At 58.7% G+C, this 17,003-nt stretch carries 14 protein-coding genes and 1 pseudogene; 7 read left to right on the top strand and 8 right to left on the bottom strand.

Features of this window, described 5'->3' with window-relative positions; all coding sequences use genetic code 11:
- The 4 genes and pseudogenes from Q0X21_RS04000 to Q0X21_RS03985 form a co-directional block, all read left to right on the top strand.
- Positions 1 to 1,292: mechanosensitive ion channel family protein (locus tag Q0X21_RS04000; RefSeq protein ID WP_297850461.1), on the top strand; the 1,292-nt coding region annotated here is incomplete at its 5' end.
- A 17-nt stretch (positions 1,293 to 1,309) separates the two neighbouring features.
- Entirely contained in the window at positions 1,310 to 1,822 is a 513-nt protein-coding gene (locus tag Q0X21_RS03995; protein WP_297850460.1) for a PH domain-containing protein, read from the top strand.
- A 65-nt stretch (positions 1,823 to 1,887) separates the two neighbouring features.
- Positions 1,888 to 3,741, top strand: a complete 1,854-nt coding sequence (gene ilvD, locus Q0X21_RS03990; RefSeq protein WP_297850459.1) for a dihydroxy-acid dehydratase — start codon at positions 1,888 to 1,890, stop codon at positions 3,739 to 3,741.
- Between the two features lie 44 nt (positions 3,742 to 3,785).
- Positions 3,786 to 4,625 (top strand): annotated as a pseudogene (locus Q0X21_RS03985) (glycosyltransferase family 87 protein); the annotation flags it as partial.
- A 291-nt stretch (positions 4,626 to 4,916) separates the two neighbouring features.
- Here Q0X21_RS03985 and Q0X21_RS03980 read toward each other — a convergent pair.
- Together Q0X21_RS03980 and mgrA are read right to left on the bottom strand one after the other, a co-directional pair.
- Positions 4,917 to 5,774, bottom strand: a complete 858-nt coding sequence (locus Q0X21_RS03980; RefSeq protein WP_297850458.1) for a DoxX family protein — start codon at positions 5,772 to 5,774, stop codon at positions 4,917 to 4,919.
- Between the two features lie 82 nt (positions 5,775 to 5,856).
- Positions 5,857 to 6,933, bottom strand: a complete 1,077-nt coding sequence (gene mgrA, locus Q0X21_RS03975) for an L-glyceraldehyde 3-phosphate reductase (protein WP_297850457.1) — start codon at positions 6,931 to 6,933, stop codon at positions 5,857 to 5,859.
- Between the two features lie 72 nt (positions 6,934 to 7,005).
- On the opposite strand from mgrA, the gene Q0X21_RS03970 reads away from it, so the two are divergent.
- Positions 7,006 to 8,409, top strand: coding sequence for a hypothetical protein (locus tag Q0X21_RS03970; RefSeq protein WP_297850456.1), 1,404 nt, complete (start codon positions 7,006 to 7,008; stop codon positions 8,407 to 8,409).
- Positions 8,410 to 8,655: 246 nt separating this feature from the next.
- Here Q0X21_RS03970 and gatB read toward each other — a convergent pair whose 3' ends face one another.
- Positions 8,656 to 10,158, bottom strand: a complete 1,503-nt coding sequence (gatB, locus tag Q0X21_RS03965) for an Asp-tRNA(Asn)/Glu-tRNA(Gln) amidotransferase subunit GatB (RefSeq protein ID WP_297850455.1) — start codon at positions 10,156 to 10,158, stop codon at positions 8,656 to 8,658.
- A gap of 49 nt (positions 10,159 to 10,207) precedes the next feature.
- Positions 10,208 to 11,194, bottom strand: coding sequence for a bile acid:sodium symporter family protein (locus Q0X21_RS03960; protein ID WP_297850454.1), 987 nt, complete (start codon positions 11,192 to 11,194; stop codon positions 10,208 to 10,210).
- A 56-nt stretch (positions 11,195 to 11,250) separates the two neighbouring features.
- Here Q0X21_RS03960 and nadA point away from each other — a divergent pair, with 56 nt between their 5' ends.
- Together nadA and nadC are read left to right on the top strand one after the other, a co-directional pair.
- Positions 11,251 to 12,267 (top strand): quinolinate synthase NadA, encoded by a 1,017-nt coding sequence (gene nadA, locus Q0X21_RS03955; RefSeq protein ID WP_297850453.1) that lies wholly within the window; start codon positions 11,251 to 11,253, stop codon positions 12,265 to 12,267.
- A 6-nt stretch (positions 12,268 to 12,273) separates the two neighbouring features.
- Complete coding sequence (nadC, locus tag Q0X21_RS03950) at positions 12,274 to 13,134, top strand: carboxylating nicotinate-nucleotide diphosphorylase (RefSeq protein ID WP_297850452.1); 861 nt, start codon at positions 12,274 to 12,276, stop codon at positions 13,132 to 13,134.
- Here nadC and Q0X21_RS03945 read toward each other — a convergent pair.
- The 4 genes from Q0X21_RS03945 to Q0X21_RS03930 are packed head-to-tail and all read right to left on the bottom strand — an operon-like array spanning position 13,131 to position 16,997.
- A complete protein-coding gene (locus tag Q0X21_RS03945; RefSeq protein ID WP_297850451.1) occupies positions 13,131 to 13,715 on the bottom strand; it encodes a GNAT family N-acetyltransferase in 585 nt (194 codons plus the stop codon). The two genes, nadC and Q0X21_RS03945, sit on opposite strands and share 4 nt — an antisense overlap.
- Entirely contained in the window at positions 13,715 to 14,641 is a 927-nt protein-coding gene (locus tag Q0X21_RS03940; RefSeq protein ID WP_297850450.1) for an NAD-dependent epimerase/dehydratase family protein, read from the bottom strand. Before Q0X21_RS03940 ends, Q0X21_RS03945 begins: the two co-directional genes overlap by 1 nt.
- Positions 14,642 to 14,650: 9 nt before the next feature.
- Positions 14,651 to 15,682: a 6-phosphofructokinase gene (locus Q0X21_RS03935; RefSeq protein ID WP_297850449.1), complete on the bottom strand. Its 1,032-nt coding sequence runs from the start codon at positions 15,680 to 15,682 to the stop codon at positions 14,651 to 14,653.
- 10 nt (positions 15,683 to 15,692) lie between these two features.
- Positions 15,693 to 16,997 (bottom strand): MFS transporter, encoded by a 1,305-nt coding sequence (locus Q0X21_RS03930; protein WP_297850448.1) that lies wholly within the window; start codon positions 16,995 to 16,997, stop codon positions 15,693 to 15,695.
- Positions 16,998 to 17,003 lie beyond the last annotated feature (6 nt).

Here is a 17,003-nt window from a genome sequence, read left to right as displayed (position 1 = left end):
TCCTCGTCTTCTTCCTGCAGCAAGTCGGCTTCTCGCTGGCTGGCGCAGCAATCCCTGCGACAGTCGTCTCGGCTGCTGTTGGTTTTGGTGCACAGTCGATCATTTCGGACTTCTTCTCCGGCTTCTTCATTCTCACGGAGAAGCAGTACGGCGTAGGTGACCTTGTGACATTCCAGATCAATGGCACCGAGGTCACCGGCGACGTCATTCAGATCACCATGCGCGCAACGCAGATCCGCACACTTGAGCAAAACACGGTGACCATTCCGAACTCGACGGCGCAGGTCTGCATCAATAACTCAAATGTGTGGTCCCGCGCGCTTGTCATCGTTCCTGTTCCGTTGGCGCGTTCACGCGACGTTAACGAGGTCATCGCTCGCGCCGAGCGTGCAGCGCGCAAGGCTTTGGCTAATCCGGAGATCGCTCCCCTCATTCAGGGTGAACTGATGTCGCAGCCAGGCATTGAAATCAATCCGCCAAACACCGTCGGCATGCCGTGGACATTGGATATTCGCTTCATGGTGCGTTGCACTCCAGGCGACCAGTTCCCGGTTGAGCGCGCGCTCCGCGTGCACATCCTTGAAGAGTTCTTTGATGAGTACGGCGCGGAAACAGCAACGCCTTTGCTTGACGACGGCGCGACGGAGGCCTTTCCAGCCGTTTCCCCTCATCGCTATCGCACCGGCTGGAGCGACCTCCATGACCCATCGCGACCAGGGAAAGCTGAGGATGATGAAGAGACTCCTCCATCCGAATCCGCGGTCGTAGAAAATTCAGCCACTGACACGGATACAGAGGTACTCGACGTCGATGGTGTGGAAGGCACCCAAGATGAGGTCGAAGAGGTTCCAGCGGAAGATGACCCCGCAGCTAATCCGAAAGAGGACCATGCAATTGGTACCTTCGGCGGGCGCATCAGGGCATCTACTGGTCTTTTGATCACGGTGTTCCTTGGCTTGCTCATTCTGCGTGGCCTGACCATGACAGCAGGCGAATCAAGCGAGGCTCGTTCTGGTGTCCTCGCCCCGCCGCGTTCGACAACATCAGTTACGGAGCCCTCTCCAGCAGAAAACACCGGTAACGCGACGGATGATTCCTATGGTTCCTCCGAGGAGCCAACCGAAACCTATGAAACAGAGGTCCCGCCAACAAACGACCCCGGCGCCGAACAACAGGCACCGGGACAGAACCAGCAACAGCCCACGAATGCTGACTCGACACCGACTGGCAAATCCAGTGCTGCGAACACCAGTGTTGAACCTACACCCCAGGGGGCAACTGAAAACCAGTAGCCAGCTAGCATGACACCATGACGTTCACCCCGGACCGCACCCATGTACTAGCCGCGGTGCTCATGACTGGCATCGCACTCATCGGAATCTCCTGGGCACCGCTCAAACTTGGTTGGCTGCTGATTTTCCCGATTATTTTCATCATCTGGGTATTCACCGCAAAAACCCGGGTCGACGATGATGGCATTTCCGTGTCCTACCTGTTCAGAAAGAACGTGACACTTCCCTGGGACCAGCTTCGCGGCATTGGCTTTGAAGGATCAAAGGCAAAGGTCGCCACCGTAAACGGTGAAGAATTCACATTGCCAGGAGTAACGTTCAATTCATTGCCGGATCTCGCGGAAGCATCCTCGGGTCGAATTGCTGACGTAATCACCCAAGCCTCCGAAGCAGCCGACGGAATGATTGAGGTCACCGACCAGCACGGTGATTCCATTCTGGTTACTCCGGAGGAATACGAGAAACGCATCGCAGCCGGTGAGAAACTGACGCGCACCGACGAAACGCCTAAGTCGGACGAGACCAACTAGCTGCGCTTTACTCTCAACAAAAATTACAGATCTAAACTCAAAACGTAAACGAGGAGTACTCCCCTATGCCTAACGCGATCCCTCTGCGCTCACGCATCACGACCATCGGCCGCCAGGCTGCCGGCGCACGTGCGCTGTGGAAAGCAACCGGTACGAAGGACAACGAATTCGGTCGCCCCATCGTGGCCATCGTTAACTCCTACACACAGTTCGTTCCAGGCCATGTGCACCTGAAGAATGTCGGCGACATCGTCGCCGAGGCTGTTCGTGAGGCTGGTGGCATCCCGAAGGAATTCAACACGATCGCTGTCGACGATGGCATCGCCATGGGCCACGGCGGCATGCTGTACTCCCTGCCCAGCCGCGAAATCATTTCTGATTCTGTCGAATACATGGTCAATGCACACACCGTCGATGCAATGGTGTGTATCTCTAACTGTGACAAGATCACGCCGGGCATGCTTAATGCAGCACTGCGCTTGAATATCCCGGCAGTCTTTGTCTCCGGTGGACCGATGGAAGCTGGCAAGGCCGTTGTTATTGATGGCGTTGCTCAGACCGGCACCAAGACGAACCTGGTGGACGCAATGTCCAGCTCGGCTAATGACACTATCTCGGATGCAGATCTGGACCGCATCGTCGAATCTGCCTGCCCGACCTGTGGTTCCTGCTCCGGCATGTTCACCGCGAACTCGATGAACTGCCTGACTGAGGCACTTGGTCTGTCCCTGCCGGGCAATGGCACCACGCTTGCAACCCACACCGCTCGCCGTCGTCTTTTTGAGCGTGCTGGTGAGGCCATCATGGACATCGCCCGCCGTTACTACGGCGACGGTGATGAATCGGTACTGCCGCGAAATATTGCCACCCGTGAGGCATTCCGCAATGCTATGGCCCTCGACATGGCAATGGGCGGTTCTTCCAACACGATCCTTCACACGCTCGCTGCTGCCCAGGAAGGCGAGATCAACTTTGATCTGAAGGATATTGACGAGCTGTCTCACGAGATCGCCTGCATCTCCAAGGTCGCCCCGAACGGCGATGCCCACATCGAGGACGTACACCGTGCCGGTGGCATTCCACGCATTCTTGGTGAACTGAACCGTGCAGGTCTGCTCAACACTGACGTACACTCTGTCGCTTACTCCAGCCTGCAGGACTGGCTGGACGACTGGGATATTCGTGGTGGCAAGGCCACCGACGAAGCAATCGAGCTCTTCCACGCAGCCCCTGGTGGCGTGCGCTCATCTGAGGCTTTCTCTCAGTCGAACCGTTGGGACAAGCTGGACACCGATCCGGTCAATGGTGTCATCCACGACTTTGAACACCCCTTCACCTCTGACGGTGGCCTGGTTGTTCTGCGCGGCAACCTCGCTGAGGATGGCGCGATCCTGAAGACTGCTGGTGTTGAGGAGGAGCTCTGGGAGTTCTCTGGCCCAGCCCGCGTGGTGGATTCTCAGGAGCAGGCAGTCTCCATGATCCTTTCCCGCGAAGTACAGCCAGGTGAAGTCGTGGTCATCCGCTACGAGGGCCCCGCTGGTGGTCCGGGCATGCAGGAAATGCTCCACCCCACGTCCTTCCTCAAGGGCGCTGGTCTGGGGAAGGTCTGTGCTTTGATCACCGATGGCCGTTTCTCCGGCGGTACTTCTGGCCTGTCTATCGGACACATCTCCCCGGAGGCTGCACAGGGTGGTTTGATCGGTCTGATCGAAAACGGTGACACCATCCACATTTCCGTCCGCGACCGCAAGCTCCAGCTTGAGGTAGACGATGACGAGCTGGATCGTCGTCGCGCCGAGATGGAGCAGCGTGAAAAGCCGTGGACACCGAACCGCACGCGCCACGTGACCAAGGCTTTGCGTGCGTACTCCAAGATGGCTACCTCTGCCGACAAGGGCGCTGTTCGCCGCGTGGACTAAGCTCCTAGTTCGACATTCCCTCGAACTAGAACTAGGAACAGGACATGCCGCTTCTTTTGCTGCTCGGCGCCATACTTGGCGCACTGAACCTTGGCCAAAGCTTGGTTGCCGCCGGGCACGAAGCGCTTCTCGACGTCGGCGTCTTCCGCGACGCCGGCGCAGCCTTCATCACTGGCGATCCCCTTTACCAGGGCTTCCCTTCCCGCAGCGGCTACGCATTCATCTACCCGCCATTCGCGGCACTGCTTTTCGTTCCCCTGACATGGGTCAACGAGCTGACGATGGACATCATGTGGAACACGTCCATCATCGGAGCTGTTTTCTTGATCATGGCGATGGCGGCGCACCGTTTGGGCTTGCGTCCTTGGTGGGCATGGGCAGTCGCCCTGACAGGGTTTTCCACCTGTCTGGACACGATCAGTTCGAACCTGTATTTCGGCCAGATCAATATCTTCTTGATTCTGCTGGTCACCGCTGATGTTCTCGGCTTCACACCCAAGCCGATCAGGGGCATTGGCATTGGTGTGGCCGCGGGTATCAAGCTCACTCCGGCCGCATTCGGTGTGCTCTTCCTCGTGCGCAAAGACTGGTGGTCAGTTGCGCGCTCTGCCGGTTTCTTCGTGCTCACAGCGATCATCGGCTTCATCTTCCGCCCGCAGGAATCGATTTATTTCTGGACGGAGGAGTTCTTCGCCACCGACCGTGGCGGCGATATTTTCTATCCGCCAAACCAAGGCATCGGTGGCATACTCTCGCGTGGGCTGGTGGATGCGGGAGTCGTCGAAAAGCTTGCGCCTGTCATTCTGCTGCTGTTCGCCGCGGCGACGATCTTCATCGCCTACCGCTTGGAACAACGCGGCCGCAGCGTTGAAGCGCTGCTGATCGTGGTCCTGGGCATTTCTCTCGGTGGCCCATTCGCGGTATCCCACCACTGGGCAGGCATCATTCTTGTGCTGCCGCTCATTTTCACCGTGCGGGAGCAGGCGCTGCGTTTCTTGCTTGCTGTCGCTGCCGGCGCGTGGATTGTTCCGGGCTACGAGCTCGTTGATGAGTCTCGTGCCCAGGAATTTATTTGGCCGCTGTGGTTCAACGCGAACATCATTGGTCTGATGGGATTGGCGATCTTCATCGCCTACCTCATCTTCTCCTTCGGCGGCCGATTCGGTATGCCAGATCTAGGCAAAGATCCACAGGATGATCGCAGCAGCGATACCGATCACCGCGCAGATCCAGGAGCTAGCCAGCGGACGACGAGCCCAGCTCCTGTTGAAGTCGATGCTGAGCACGCCCGGCCCGGTGAACTGAACGCTTAGCGCCATACCCAGCAAAACAACCGCCAACCAGGTGGAAGCATCCCAGGCGAAGAGGTTCACTGGGTTTTCTGCCCCACTGACGGCATCCAGAACGCCGAAGCCAGTTGCAGCGACTGCCACCATCGCAGCGATCGGGGTGAGCAATCCCAACACGAGGAATACTCCTGCAGCCAGCCCCATCGTCGGCAACGCGATCGCGAGCACGTGCGGGAACGTCTGAGATGCCAAATCTTCCTCAAGGCCAGCCAGACCAGGATTTCCACCCAGCTGGAACAAAACAGCCAGAGACGTCAGGATCAGCACTGCGCCAAGTACGACGCGCAAGATGAGCAAACCGAAATCGATAGTGCCTCGTGCAACTGGCGGGTTGGCAGGCTCCGGCTCCGTCACCGCAGGATCAGTACCAATACCTTCCGCAGCCGCCGTGGTGTGAAGGGTGCCAGCGGTGCTCACGGTGCTCGCCGCGACTGGCTCCTCCACCGAAGCATCAGGCTTCACGCTTGTCGACGACTCCCCAACCCGGTCAACAGCGATATCCACCGGCTTCTCTGTGGCTGAAGGGGCGGTGATATTTTCCTGCTTTGGCGCTGCCGGAGGCACTTCTGTGGGTGCGGCCTTCCCGGTGCGGGTGTACACATCCGTCGTGGGAACGTCGAGATCATCAATCTCGGTGACGTCCTCGAAATTGTTCACGGGCTTATTGCTGCCTTTATCAGTCATGTCACCAAATTTAAGGCAGTAGCCCTGCTCACTCGGTCTGCCACGCAGGACTAGCCCGTGCACATGACGCCAGTTACACCGCTTAGCCGCGTGTACGCGACGCAGTCGCACCGGCCCAGATATTGATGCCGGCGTCGTGCGCTATGTCGTCGATAAGCGTGAGCTCTTCGTCGCTGAACTCGAGGTTGTTCACGGCATCAAGATTGGCATCGAGCTGCTTCACGCTGGACGCACCAATAAGCGCACTGGTCACCGTGCGTTCTGCTTGGTCGCGCAACACCCACGCGATAGCCATCTGTGCCAAGCTCTGCCCACGTGCCTTCGCAACGTCATTGAGCTTTCGCGCCATAGCGACATTCTCTTCACTGAGCATGTCCTCGCTCAAAGACTTGCCTGCCGCCGCGCGTGAATCCGCCGGAATCCCATCAAGGTAGCGATCCGTGAGCAAACCTTGCGCCAACGGTGAGAAGGCGATCACGCCAAGACCACTCTCAGCGGCAGAGTCAAGCAACGAGGCTCCGTCCTCCCCCGGCTCTTCGACCCAACGGTTCACCATGGAATAGCTCGGCTGGTGAATGAGCAGCGGGCAGCCCTCTCCTGCCATGATCTCAGCAGCTTCAGCGGTGAGTTCCGGACCGTACGAAGAAATACCGACATACAAGGCCTTGCCGGATGCGACGATATCCCGCAGCGCGTACATCGTCTCTTCCAACGGCGTATCCGGATCCGGTCGGTGGTGGTAGAAAATATCCACGTAATCCACACCCAGTCGTTCCAGTGAACGATCAAGCGAAGACATCAGGTACTTCCGCGAACCACCGAAACCGTAAGGGCCATCGTGCATGTGCCACCCCGCCTTCGACGAAATGATCAGCTCGTCACGGTGGGCAGCGAAATCTTCGGCCAGAATCCTTCCGGCGTTCTTCTCCGCCGAACCTGCAGGTGGACCGTAATTATTGGCCAGATCGAAGTGCGTGACCCCACGGTCAAACGCACGGCGCATGATTACGCGTTGATTCTCCAAAGGCTTGTCGTCACCGAAGTTGTGCCAGAAGCCCAAAGAGATCGGCGGCAGCTTCAAACCGGAGTTGCCAACACGGCGATACCAGCCGTCTCTGTTGCGGTTGTAGCGGTCAGGATCAGCGGTGTAATCACTCATACCCGCCGATTGTGCCAGAAACTTTGCTAACCTCGATGCGCATCATTTTCTCGAAATTTTAAGGTTTTCTTAATGAGTAAAACTCTGAAAGTGGCCATGGCGCTCGTCGGCCTCACCGTCGGTGCAGGCTTCGCCTCCGGCCAAGAAATCATTCAGTACTTCCTTGCATTCGGTTACAAGGGCATCATCGGTGCCGCTATCGCTGGCGCCACCATCGCGATCTTCAGTGGCTGGGTGTACCAGCTCGGCTCCTACTACCTCGCTGACGATCACAGCGCGGTATTCAATCGGGTCTCTCACCCGATCGTGTCGCGGTACATGGACATCACCACCATGTTCACACTGTTCTGCATCGGCTTCGTCATGGTGGCCGGTGCTGGCTCCAACATGGAGCAGCAATTCGGCCTCCCAACCTGGGTTGGTTCCGCAATCATGGTGGTTCTGCTCGTCGCATCCGGTTTCCTGGACATCGACAGGCTGACCAATGTCATCTCCATGATCACGCCGCTGCTCATCCTTTGCATCATCGGTGCCTTCGTGATCACCCTGGTGAACCTTCCCGATAACGTGGGCCAGCTCAACGAGCTCGCCCAGACGAACCAGGCTGCCTCCGGAACCTTTGATAACTGGCTGATCACCGCACTGAACTACGCCACCTTGGTCATGATCATGGACTGCTCCATGATGCTCGTCTTCGCTGGCTCCCACATGAACCCGGCACAGACCGGTAAGGGCGGTCTGCTCGGCGGCATCATGTTCGCTGTGCTTTTGCTGATCCTGGTCTTCATCCTGTTCTTCAATATGGAACACATCATGGGCGCGGATCTGCCGTTGCTCATGGTCTTCGACACCATGCACCCTGCAGTGGGCACAATCGTCTCCATCGTCATCTACTTGATGATCTACAACACCGCAGTCGGCCTGTTCTACGCGCTCGGCCGTCGTCTCAGCCACGACAAGCCGAACCGTTTCCGCCCCTACTACTTCATCGTCGTCGCCATCGGCTTCGCCCTTTCCTTTATTGGTTTCGCCGATCTGGTCGGTTGGGTCTACCCGGTCCTTGGTTACCTCGGCCTGATCCTTGGCATCGTTATGGGCATCGCATGGTTCCGTGACCGCCAGAGCATCAAGGAAGAGACCGAGCGCCGTGAGCGCCTCGCTGAGTTGGCTGAGACCCAGCTCCACCCGGATCAGGAAGACCTGACCTCCGCCGAGCGTGATGAGGTCGACGAGCTGACCTCCGACTCTCACATCGGCGACCAGGATCTGTGGCACTCCGTTCAGGAGGAAGTCGCTGCGGACCTCGATGCCGATAATTCCACCGACTTCAGCCTGGAAGACGTCCCGGCACTCGATCCTGAGTCCGAGGGCTACGAGGGCGCTCCTGATACCCCGGGCGAGGAGATCCACTGGAAGTCCTACGAAGAGATGTACAAGACCGGTGAGTTCCCGGCCGTTAAGCCCGAGAAGAAATAGTTCTTCTCGCCTTTAACGCACCACTGCCCCCAACCGCCTTTGATTGTCGGTTGGGGGCAGTTTTGTGCTGTGCCGCAGCGGCTCGTCGATAAGCGTCCGCTTCGGTGACTGTGGCGACAAAACGTAAAGGGTAACAATTCAACGGAAACCCGGGCCGTTACGTCTTTTTTGCGAGACGTAACGGTCAAACCGAGAGGATAATTACCGTTAGATTGTTACCCTTTGCGGAATTGAGTGGCCAGGCACCTAGTCAGCGAGCTTCTTAGCGATGATCTCGTTGATCGAGCGAGGATCAGCCTTGCCCTGCGTCGCCTTCATCACCGCGCCAACAATCGCTCCGGTGACCTTGGTGTTGCCAGCCTTGTACTTCTCCACGATGTCCGGGTTGGCAGCCAGTGCTTCGTCAACCGCCGCTTCAATCGCTCCATCATCACGGACGACCTCGAGTCCGCGCTTGGCCACGACCTCATCGACGTTGCCTTCACCCTCGATGACGCCGTCGATAGCCTGACGGCCAAGCTTGGTGGTCAGCTTGCCTTCCTTGACCAGCTCCACAACACGAGCGACATCAGCCGGCGTGACACCGAGTGCATCAAGGTCACGGCCGAGCTCATTCGCCTTACCTGCGATGTAGGAGACCCACCATGCACGGGCCTCGTCCGGCGTGGCCCCCGCCTCGACGGTGTCCACGATCAGGTCGAGGGCACCAGCATTGACCAGGTCGCGGAATTCCTTCTCCGGCAGCTGCCACTCCTCCTGAATGCGAGCACGACGGACCCACGGCAGCTCCGGCAGAGTTGCACGAATCTCCTCGACCCATTCCGGCTTTGCAATCACCGGCGGCAGGTCCGGATCGTTGAAGTAGCGGTACTCGCTCGCCTCTTCCTTCGGACGCCCCTTGGACGTCGAACCGTCGGTCTCCTGGTAGTGGCGGGTTTCCTGCACAATCTCGCCGCCACCGTCGAGCACGCCTGCCTGGCGTTGCATCTCGTAGCGCACAGCCTGCTCGACGGACTTCAGGGAGTTGATGTTCTTGGTCTCGGTACGCGTACCGAATTTCTCCTGCCCCTTCGGGCGGAGAGAAACATTTGCATCGCAACGCATAGAGCCCTGGTCCATGCGTGCATCGGAAACGCCGAGCGCCTTCACCAGTTCACGCAGAGCGCCGACATAAGCACGTGCGACCTCCGGGGCGCGCTCCCCCGCACCGATAATCGGCTTAGTCACGATCTCAATCAGCGGAATGCCTGCACGGTTGCAGTCCACCAGAGAAGCGGTAGCGCCAGAAATACGACCGGAAGCAGAACCCAGGTGAGTCAGCTTGCCAGTGTCTTCCTCCATGTGGGCACGCTCAATCTCAACACGCCACTCGGTGCCATCATCAAGCACGACATCCAGGTAGCCGTCATAAGCGATCGGCTCGTCGTACTGAGAGATCTGGTAGTTCTTCGGCTGATCCGGGTAGAAGTAGTTCTTGCGTGCGAAGCGGGAAGACTCGGCGATCTTGCAATTGAGAGCAAGGCCGATCTTGATGGCCCATTCAACGCCTTTAGCATTGACCACGGGCAGTGCGCCCGGGAGACCGAGCGAGACCGGGTCAATATTAGTGTTCGGTTCCGCACCGAAGTGGGCGGACGAGGTGGAGAACATCTTGGTCTCCGTGCCCAGCTCCACGTGCACCTCAAGACCCATTACCGGGTCATACTTTTCCAGGACGTCGCTGTAATCCATCAGGTCGTACGCAGTCATGGTTGCCAAGTGTAGTGCCCACATGTGCCGGTGGGCACTATAGCTCCGGTTAGTTAGCCACCTCTGCTAAAGATTGCTCAGCCTTACGATCCTTCGCACGGAAAATTAGGGCGAGAACAGCCCCTGAAATGTTGTGCCACACGGAGAACACCGCGCCTGGCAATGCGGCCAATGGACTCAGGTAGCTAGCAGCAAGTGTGGCTGCCATACCGGAATTCTGCATACCCACTTCCACAGCCATGGTGCGCGAACCTGCCTCCGGCTGACCCGTGACCTTGCCTGTGACATATCCCAGGATGTAGCCGAGACCGTTGTGCAAAATCACGGCCAGCAGAACAATGAGACCGGCTTGAGCCAGCTTGTCGCGCGAACCAGCAACAACGATGGCAACAATCATCGCAATCGCGACTACAGAGACCCACGGCAGGCCCGGCAGGACAGCTGCAACAAAGCGGGGTACGACCAGACGCACCAGCAGACCAAGGCCGACCGGAACAATGACCATCTTCACGATCGACCACGCCATCGGGCCAGCGGCGACGTCCATATGCTCGCCAGCCAGCCACAGCGTCAACAGCGGGGTCAAGATCGGCGCGAGCAACGTGGATACGGAGGTCATGGTCACGGACAACGCGACATCACCGCGCGAAAGGTACGACACAACATTCGACGATGTACCACCAGGCGCACAGCCAACCAGGATCACACCAGCAGCGATTTCCGGCGGCAGGCGCAACGCCCACGTGAGCGCAACTGCAGCCAACGGCATGATCACGAACTGTGCGACAACACCGATGACGACCGGAAGCGGCCGCTTAGCAACTAAGACGAAGTCTTTGCCAGTGAGGGTGAGCCCCATGCCGAACATGACGATACCCAGCAGCCACGTCGTCCAACCTGAAATTGGTTCGATGACTCCCGGGGCAGCAAAGCCGATGATTCCACCGGCGATCACGAGCAAAGGGAAGCCGAGTGCCGCGATGAACGCTGAACGCTCCTCAGCTTGTGCTTTCTGTTCAAGTTCCGTCGATTCCATATCGTGGACTATAGCGTCCACCTAGTGATACGCCTGCACTAGGGTCCCCACCAATCATGAGAAGATGCGTCTGCATCTATGTCACCCAAAAATCCCGGCAAGAGGGCTACATTGAGTGCATGTGGATCGATGAAGTGCAAAAACTCAAAGAAGAACGCAACGCCGTCATCTTGGCGCATAACTACCAAATCCCAGAGATTCAGGACATCGCCGATTTCACTGGTGATTCCCTGGCGCTGTCCCGCATTGCAGCGAAGACCGATGCAGATGTGATTGTGTTTTGCGGGGTGCACTTCATGGCGGAAAGCGCCAAGATCTTGAGCCCCGAAAAGACCGTGCTCATCCCGGACGCAGAAGCTGGTTGCTCCCTGGCGGATTCGATAACGGCCGAGCAGCTCCAGGCATGGAAGGACGAGCACCCGGGCGCCGTCGTGGTCAGCTACGTCAACACCACAGCTGAGGTCAAGGCTCTCACCGATGTCTGCTGCACGTCCTCCAATGCAGTCGATGTGGTCAATTCCATCGACCCGGATCGGGAGATTCTGTTCTGCCCCGACCAGTTCCTCGGCGCCCATGTCAAGCGCCAGACAGGCCGGGAGAACATGCTGATTTGGGCTGGCGAATGCCATGTCCACGCCGGCATCAATGGCAAAGAATTAGCCGACCAAGCAGCTGCCCACCCGGATGCACCGCTGTATATCCACCCGGAGTGCGGTTGCGCGAATTCTGCCCTCTACCTGGCTACCGAAGGCGTTATTGCGCCTGAGCGCGTCCATATGCTTTCCACCGGCGGGATGCTCGATCAGGCAGACCGTGACACGGAAGGAACGGTACTCGTCGCCACCGAAGTAGGCATGCTCCACCAGCTGCAAAAGAAGGCTCCCTTGGCGGACTTCCAGCCGGTGAACCCGCAAGCGTCGTGCAAGTACATGAAGATGATCACGCCGGAAAAACTCGTCGCGAGCCTGCGCGAGATGCGCGATGAGGTCACGGTGCCCGAAGACGTCGCAGCCAAGGCACGCCAGTCGTTGGAGCGCATGATCGCCATCGGCAATCCCGGCAGCGGGGAGTAGACAGGCGTGAGTCAACAAGAACAGGTACTCAACAAAGAGGCCACGCAGCGGCTCATCCGCCTCGGCCTCGACGAAGATTTCGCCTACGGCCCAGATGCGACAACGGAGGCGACCATTGACGCAGACGTACAGATGACCGCGCATTTCGTTCCACGAAAGCCAGGCGTCGTAGCGGGTCTCGCTGTCATTGAGTGGACCATGCAAGAGCTCTCCCCCGAGATCACCGTGACCATTCATGCACAGGACGGCGATACGGTCGCCCCCGGAGACAAGCTCGCCACGGTCACAGGACCAGCGCGTGCGATCTTGTCCGCGGAGCGCACCACGTTGAACTTGCTCACGTACGCCAGCGGCATCGCTACGCAAACGCACCGTTGGACAGAAGAATTGAGCGGCACAAAAGCCCACGTTCGCGATTCACGCAAGACACTGCCGGGCTACCGCGACCTAGCCAAGTACGCCGTTCGTTGCGGCGGCGGAGTCAATCACCGCATGGGTTTGGGCGACGCTGTGCTCATCAAAGACAACCACGTCGCCAGTGTCGGAAGCGTCGCAGAAGCTTATCGACGCACCACCCACGCCTTCCCCCACCTCCCCCGCGAAATCGAGGTAGACAACCTCGACCAACTCGAGGAGGTCTTGGCCTACTCCCCTGCCCTCGTCATGCTGGACAATTTCAGTGTGGAGCGCACACGGGTGGCCGTCGATAAGCGAAATGCACTGTCACCAGGAACGAAATTAGAATCCTCTGGTGGGCTCAACCTCGAAAGCGCCCGCTCGTATGCCGAAACCGGCGTTGATTTCCTCGCCGTCGGCGCACTCACCCACTCGGTAAGCGTGCTCGATATCGGCTTGGATGCGGACTAGCGGCTGCGCAGTTTCGCCAGCAACGCGGTTTTCACCTCTGGCCACTCTGTATCGAGAATGGAGTAAACACAGGTGTCGCGCACCAAGCCGCTCTTAAGGATCTTGTGGCGGCGAAGCACCCCGTCGAGCTTCGCGCCAAGACTTTCAATGGCTGCGCGCGACTGGCGGTTCATGTAGTGCGTCCTGATCTCTACACGCAGGCACCCGAGATCCTCGAAAGCACGCTGCAGCATGAGCAGCTTCGCGGCCTTGTTGAAGGGCGTGCCCTGAGCATCTTTGGTGATCCAGGTCGAACCGATCTCAATGCTACGGTTCGCCGGGTCCGGGTGCAGGAACGTGGTCACGCCGACTGCCTGGCCTTCGGGAGTCACGATCGCCCAAGGCGCGCGCTCATTGCGCTGCTGGTCAGCGAGGTTCTTCTCGATGTATTCCGGCACACCGTCGGGCGCGGGAATGTGGTCCTGGTACCAAAGCTCCGACAAGTCACCGACATGCGCTGCAAGAGATTCCGCATGCGCGTGGCTGAGTGGCTCCAAGGTGACCCACTCATTGCTCATCGTGGGTGTTTCACAAAAATTCATTAGGCTCCTCGGAAATAATCGACTGTCCGGCCAACACCTTCATCGAGCGCGACGGTCGGCTCCCAACCCAGCACTTCTTTGGCGCGGCGGTAGGACAGGGCGGAACGGGGGACGTCGCCAAGCCGCGGCGGGAAATTTTCAGGCGTATCTGGCGCACCTGCGTGCCGCGCGACAAGGCTGTGCAGCTCGCGGTCAGAAGTCTCGATCGCGGTACCGATATTGAAGCGCATTCCATTGCCGCGCTCGCCTGCTGCGAGGACGAATGCACGGGCGACATCGCCGACATAAACATAGTCGCGGGTATTGGTGCCGCCACCAAAAATCTTCGTCGGGTTACCGTGCAGCAGGTTTTCCGAAAAGATCGCCACTACGCCGGCTTCACCGTGCGGGTTCTGCCGCGGACCATACACATTCGCAGGCGCGATGAAGCTGGCCTGCATGCCATAAAGGTGCCGGTACGTACCCAAATACTGCTCGCCAGCCAGCTTCGATGCGGCGTACGGCGAGTGCGGATCAACCGGGAAAGACTCGTCAACGGGAAACTCACTCGGCGTGCCGTAAATCGACCCGCCCGAAGAGGTATGCACGATCTTGCGCACACCAGCCTTCCTCGCAGCCTCCGCGAGATTGATCGTGGCGAGGATATTCGTCCGTGCATCAAGCAGCGGATCCTCAACGGACTTACGCACGTCAATCTGCGCGGCCAGGTGGAAAATCACCTCAGGGCGCAGCTTATCGACGATCCCCTCCAGCTCCTCGCCCCGTATATCCGCCTCAACCAGATCGACATGTGGGTGGTTAGCAAGATTCTCCGAACGTCCACTGCTCAAATCATCTATGACAGAGACACTGTGGCCATGTTCTAAGAGCTGGTCAACAACATGGGAGCCAATGAATCCGGCTCCACCAGTAACAAGAGTGCGCACGCGCAGATTTTAACCGAACATGGAACGTGCAGTACGAATGCGACGCTCCGGTACACGCTTAAGGTTTTCTACCGCATCACCGAGCGGAACAAGCGTGATGTCCTCGCCGCGCAGTGCCACCGTGGTGCCGAATTTACCTTCGTGAGCAGCACGTGCTGCATGCACGCCGTAGCGGGTAGCCAACACACGGTCATACGCCGTCGGTGTACCGCCACGCTGCGTGTGGCCAAGCACCGTAGTGCGCACGTCATAGCCCAAACGACGGTGAATCTCATCACCGATGATCTGGCCCATGCCGGTGAAGGTCTTGTGGCCGAACTCGTCTTCCTCGCCCAGACCAGCATCCATGGTGCCTTCCTTCGGCACTGCGCCCTCGGCGACGACGATGATGCCGTACTTCTCCCCCATCTGGAAGCGACGTTCCATCGCCTTACAGATGTCCTCGATGTCGAAGGGGTCTTCCGGAATGACCGTGTAGTGCGCACCGCCCGCCATGCCAGCGTGCAGCGCAATCCAACCAACGTGGCGGCCCATCACCTCAACAATGAGGATGCGGTTATGGGACTCTGCCGTGGTGTGCAAACGGTCGATCGCATCAGTAGCCACGGACACAGCAGTGTCGAAACCGAAGGTGTAATCGGTGGCACTGACGTCATTATCAATCGTCTTCGGCACGCCCACCACGGGAATACCGTTATCGGAGAGCCACTTTGCACCCTTGAGCGTGCCTTCGCCGCCGATCGGGATCAGTGCATCGATCCCGGCATCATCCAGATTGGCCTTGATCTGGTCAAGCCCCGCTTTGAATTTGTCTGGGTGCAAACGACCGGTGCCCAGGATGGTACCGCCGCGAAGCAAGATCGAGTCGATGAATGCATCGTCATAAAGATCCTGACGCAGGTCTTCCATGAGCCCCACCCAGCCGTCCTGGTACCCCACAACGGTAGAGCCGAATTCGGAGCTCGCGGTGCGGACAATTCCGCGGATGACAGCATTGAGGCCGGGGCAGTCGCCGCCGGACGTGAGTGTGGCAAGACGCATGAGTTCTACCCTAGCGCGATTGCGCGACACTGTCTGGTTCGCGGTGCCCCGGAAACATTCCGAGTGCGAATGACGCGAGCGCACCGACGACCATTGCCACCAGAGGAAGAGCCAGTGCCCAACCTGCGGTCGCTTCAATCGGCCCAGCGGCCAACGCCATGCCCACGAGCGCAACACCGAGCACACTGCCAACCTGACGAGCAGTGTTGTACAACCCCGATGCCGCACCCGTCTGGCTATCAGCAATACCGCGCATGGTCACCGCCGCATTCGGCGCCCATACAAATGCACCACCTATGCCCAACAAGGACGTTACTGCCATGAACCACCACACATCGGCAGAAGCTGCGATCAACGCGATCGCAAGACCCAACCCGGCAGCGCTGACCGTGAAGCCAGCCATGCAAAGCCGGCCCGGGTCACGCCGGTCAGTCAGATAGCCCGCTACTGGCGTGAGCAACAGGGCAAAGACCGACATCGGCGCAGTGATCAGACCAGAAGCCGTCGGCGTTGCGCCGGCAACCGATTGCAACCAATACATCAGCGGAATGAACATCGAAGCGACAGAAAAACCCATCGCAGCCACACCAACTGCACCGAAAGCAAACGCACGGTCACGCAACAATTCCACGGGCAGGAACCCATGGTCCTCACCGGTGCGCGCAGCGTAGACGAGCGAGGCAAGCAGTACCACGCCCAGCACAATGGTCAGCCACTGCCCGAATTGGATGCCATAGACCAGGCAGCCCAATCCGCCGAAAGACAACAGGACAGGAAGAAGGTAAATGCGCTGCTGTCCCGTCGGTAGTTTTGGCAGAGCGATCAGCCCGGCAATGAGCGCTGCGAGACCGAGTACAGCCTGCGCATAAAACGCCGCTCGCCAGCCATAGAACTCCGCGACTGCACCACCGGCGACTGGCCCGATCAAGGAAGCCACGGAACCAATCACGCCCCAAGTGGCAAAAGCACGTCCCTGCTTATCTGCAGAGAAAACGCGGGGGATCAGACCAAATGCCTGCGGCAGGAAAACGGCAGCGCCGAAGCCTTGGAGGCCACGTGCAACGACGAGCGATCCAAATGACCACGATGCGCCCGCCAACACCAGCGCGACGACGTAGAAAGCGAGTCCGACCAAAAAGACCCGGCGTTGCCCATAGGTATCGCCCAGCCGGCCAGTGGCAGGCATCGGGGCAACGGTGCACAGCAGATAGATGCTGGTCAGCCACACTGCATTGCCAACGTCGAATGGCAATAGCGGGGTGATCACGGGCATAAAGCCCTGATCAATCAAAACGAGAAAATACCCCGCAGCCAAAGCTGC

It is taken from the genome of uncultured Corynebacterium sp., assembly GCF_947253065.1.
In the GTDB taxonomy this organism is placed as follows: Bacteria; Actinomycetota; Actinomycetes; order Mycobacteriales; family Mycobacteriaceae; genus Corynebacterium.
Note: the sequence above shows the minus strand (reverse complement) of the source record. Positions and strands in the feature narration are given on the sequence as shown.

Bases quoted from the DNA above. Each gene is read 5' to 3' on its own strand.
- Q0X21_RS03995 (WP_297850460.1), top strand. From the start codon at position 1,310: ATGACGTTCACCCCGGACCGCACCCATGTACTAGCCGCGGTGCTCATG.
- ilvD (WP_297850459.1), top strand. From the start codon at position 1,888: ATGCCTAACGCGATCCCTCTGCGCTCACGCATCACGACCATCGGCCGC.
- Q0X21_RS03980 (WP_297850458.1), bottom strand. From the start codon at position 5,774: ATGACTGATAAAGGCAGCAATAAGCCCGTGAACAATTTCGAGGACGTC.
- mgrA (WP_297850457.1), bottom strand. From the start codon at position 6,933: ATGAGTGATTACACCGCTGATCCTGACCGCTACAACCGCAACAGAGAC.
- Q0X21_RS03970 (WP_297850456.1), top strand. From the start codon at position 7,006: ATGAGTAAAACTCTGAAAGTGGCCATGGCGCTCGTCGGCCTCACCGTC.
- gatB (WP_297850455.1), bottom strand. From the start codon at position 10,158: ATGACTGCGTACGACCTGATGGATTACAGCGACGTCCTGGAAAAGTAT.
- Q0X21_RS03960 (WP_297850454.1), bottom strand. From the start codon at position 11,194: ATGGAATCGACGGAACTTGAACAGAAAGCACAAGCTGAGGAGCGTTCA.
- nadA (WP_297850453.1), top strand. From the start codon at position 11,251: ATGAGAAGATGCGTCTGCATCTATGTCACCCAAAAATCCCGGCAAGAG.
- Q0X21_RS03945 (WP_297850451.1), bottom strand. From the start codon at position 13,715: ATGAATTTTTGTGAAACACCCACGATGAGCAATGAGTGGGTCACCTTG.
- Q0X21_RS03935 (WP_297850449.1), bottom strand. From the start codon at position 15,682: ATGCGTCTTGCCACACTCACGTCCGGCGGCGACTGCCCCGGCCTCAAT.